Origin of the sequence: Streptomyces phytophilus (assembly GCF_013870535.1) — a bacterium.
In the GTDB taxonomy this organism is placed as follows: Bacteria; Actinomycetota; Actinomycetes; order Streptomycetales; family Streptomycetaceae; genus Streptomyces; species Streptomyces phytophilus.
Map to the genome: position 1 here is coordinate 1 of NZ_JACBXC010000748.1, position 2993 is coordinate 2993.

Consider the following 2993-nt stretch of genomic DNA (forward strand, 5'->3'; position numbering starts at 1 on the left):
ATCCCGTTCTTCGCGTTCTCCCTCGGCACCGGCATCGACCTCGGCACCTCCGCCTCCGGCAGGCCCAGCTCCTCGCCCTGGTAGAGGTAGACGGAGCCGGGCAGGGCGAGCGAGAGCAGCGCCGCGGCGCGCGCCCTGCGGGTGCCGCGCACCGGGTCGGTCGGGGTGCCGAAGCGCTTGGCGGCGAATTCGAAGCCGGTGCCGGGGTCGGCGTCGTCGCGGCCGTAGCGGGTGACGGTGCGGGTCACGTCGTGGTTGCACAGCACCCACGTCGCGGGCGCGCCGACCGGCGCGTGGTACTCCAGCGTGGTGTCGATGGACCCGCGCAGCTCGGCGGCGTCCCAGGGGCGGGCGAGGAAGTCGAAGTTGAACGCGGTGTGCAGCTCGTCCGGGCGCAGGTAGCGGGAGAAGCGCTCCGGCTCCGGCACCCACAGCTCGCCGATGAGCACGCCGTCGAACTCGTCGGCGATGGCCCGCCAGGAGCGGTATATCTCGTGCAGCTCGTCCCGGTCGACGTACGGGTTCGGCTCGCCGCGCGGGTCGTCCTCGTCCCATTCGGGCAGCGCGGGGTCCTTGGCCAGCAGGGCCGCGGAGTCGATGCGTACGCCCGCCGCGCCGCGCTCGAACCAGAAGCGCAGCACGTCCTCGTGCTCCCGGCGCACCGCCGGATGGGCCCAGTTGAGGTCCGGCTGCCGCTCGGAGAACAGGTGGAGGTACCAGTCGCCGTCGGCGTGCCGGGTCCAGCACTCGCCGTTGAACTGGGAGGGCCAGTTGTTCGGCGGCAGCTCGCCGCCGGGGCCGCGGCCGGGGCGGAAGTGGAACAGCTCGCGCTCCGGGCTGCCGGGCCCCGCGGCCAGCGCGGCGCGGAACCAGGGGTGGGCGTCGGAGACGTGGTTGGGCACGACGTCGACGATCGTGCGGATGCCGAGGGCGCGGGCCTCGGCGATCAGCTTCTCGGCCTCGTCCAGGGTGCCGAACGCGGGGTCGATCGCCCGGTAGTCGGCGACGTCGTAGCCGCCGTCGGCCATCGGCGAGACGTACCACGGGGTGAACCAGATGGCGTCCACGCCCAGCTCGGCGAGGTACGGCAGCCGGGCGCGGACGCCGGCGAGGTCGCCGGTGCCGTCGCCGTCGCCGTCGGCGAAGCTGCGTACGTAGACCTGGTAGATGGCGGCGTCGCGCCACCAGCTCGTATCCGACACTGAATCCCTCACAGGAAATCCCTACTGGTTCAGGAAGAGGGCCCTTACCGTCAGCCCTTGAGGCTGCCGGCGGTCAGGCCGTGCATGATGTTGCGCTGGAAGACGAGGAAGATCACCAACGTGGGCACCGAGGCGATCGCGAGGGCCGCGATGAGCTGGTTCTCCGGAACGCTCGCGCCCAGCGAGTAGATGCCGACGTTGAGGGTCTGCTTCGACGGGTCGGGCAGGGTGAGCATCGGCCAGAGGAAGTCCTTCCACACGGCGACGACCGCGAAGATCGAGACGACGCCGAGGATCGGCCGGGACATCGGCAGGACGATGGACCGCAGGGTGCGCATCGGCGATGCGCCGTCCATGGCGGCGGCGTCCATCAGCTCCCGGGGGATGGAGTCGAAGAAGCGCTTGAGCAGGAAGATGTTGAAGGCGTTGGTGACCGCCGGCAGCCAGATCACCCACGGCGAGTTGATGAGGTTGCGCTCGATCAGCGGCACGTCGAGCACCGTGAGGTACTGCGGGACGACGAGCACGGTGGCCGGGATCATCAGCGTCGCGAGCATCGCGCCGAGGATGGCCTTGCCCAGCACGGGGCGGAGCTTGGACAGCGAGTACGCCGCGGCCACGTCGAAGACGAGCATGAAGGCCAGCGCGCCGAAGGCGTACACGCAGGTGTTGAGGAGCAACTGGGCCAGGTCCAGGACGCTCCACGCCTCGGAGTAGTTGTCCGTCCGGACCTCGCCCGGCACCAGTGTCGGCGGGGTCTGCGCGAACTCCTGGGAGGACTTCAGCCCGCTGGTCACCATCCAGTACAGCGGCCCGATGAACGCCAGCGTGAAGACCACCATGACCAGGGTGAACGCGCCCCAGTACAGGGCTTTTCCGCGCGGCCTGGCCAGCACCGCCGGCGAGATCAGCGTCCTTTGTGATTCGGCCATCTTCGATCTCCCGGCTTCAGTCTTCGCTGCTGCGGTCGAGGCGGACGAACGCGGCGGAGAAGACGGCGAGCACCAGCATCAGCACGACCCCGAGGGCCGCGGCGCTGCCGTAGTTGTTGAAGGTGAAGGCGTACTGGTAGATGAGCTGGACGACGGTCAGCGTCGAGTTCTCCGGGCCGGCGCCGCCGGTGAGCAGGAACGGCTCCACGAAGACCTGCATCGTGGCGATGATCTGCATCAGCAGCATCAGCGACAGGATGAGCCGGGTCTGCGGGATGGTGACGTGCCAGATCTTGCGGAAGAGGCCGGCGCCGTCCAGCTCGGCGGCCTCGTACAGCTCGCCCGGGATCCCTTGCAGCGCGGCCAGGTAGATCAGCGTGGCGGCGCCCATGTTCATCCACGTCGCGGCGATGACGACGGACAGCATCGCGGTGTCGCTCGACTGCAGCCAGTCCTGCGCGGGCAGGCCGAAGGTCTCCAGAATGCGGTTGAAGAGCCCGTAGCCGGGGTCGTAGAAGTACTTGAAGAGCAGCACGGAGGCGACGGGCGGCAGCATCACCGGCAGGTACACCAGCACCCGCAGGTACGCGCGGCCGTGCCGGAACTCGTTCAGCACGATGGCGACCGCGAACGGCACGGCGAAGCCGAGGAGCAGCGCGAGCCCGGTGAAGGCGAACGTGTTGCGCCACGCCTGCCAGAAGGCGGGGTCGTTGAAGATGTAGCCGAGGTTCGACCAGCCCGCCCAGACGGTCTCGCCGTCCTCGTTCTTCTGGAAGGCCAGGATGAACTCCCGGATCATCGGATACCAGGAGAAGAGGCCGAAGCAGAGCACGGCGCCGATGAGGAAGCCGTGGGCGGT

Annotated in this window: 3 protein-coding genes; all 3 read right to left on the reverse strand. The window is 69.2% G+C overall.

The window, feature by feature from the left end; translation table 11 throughout:
* On the reverse strand, positions 1-1202 hold a 1202-nt coding region (locus H5J30_RS24585; protein ID WP_181789545.1), incomplete at its 3' end, for an alpha-amylase family glycosyl hydrolase.
* 50 nt (positions 1203-1252) lie between these two features.
* Positions 1253-2134: a carbohydrate ABC transporter permease gene (locus H5J30_RS24590; RefSeq protein ID WP_181789543.1), complete on the reverse strand. Its 882-nt coding sequence runs from the start codon at positions 2132-2134 to the stop codon at positions 1253-1255.
* 16 nt (positions 2135-2150) lie between these two features.
* The coding region (locus tag H5J30_RS24595; protein ID WP_181789544.1) for a carbohydrate ABC transporter permease at positions 2151-2993 on the reverse strand (843 nt) is incomplete at its 5' end.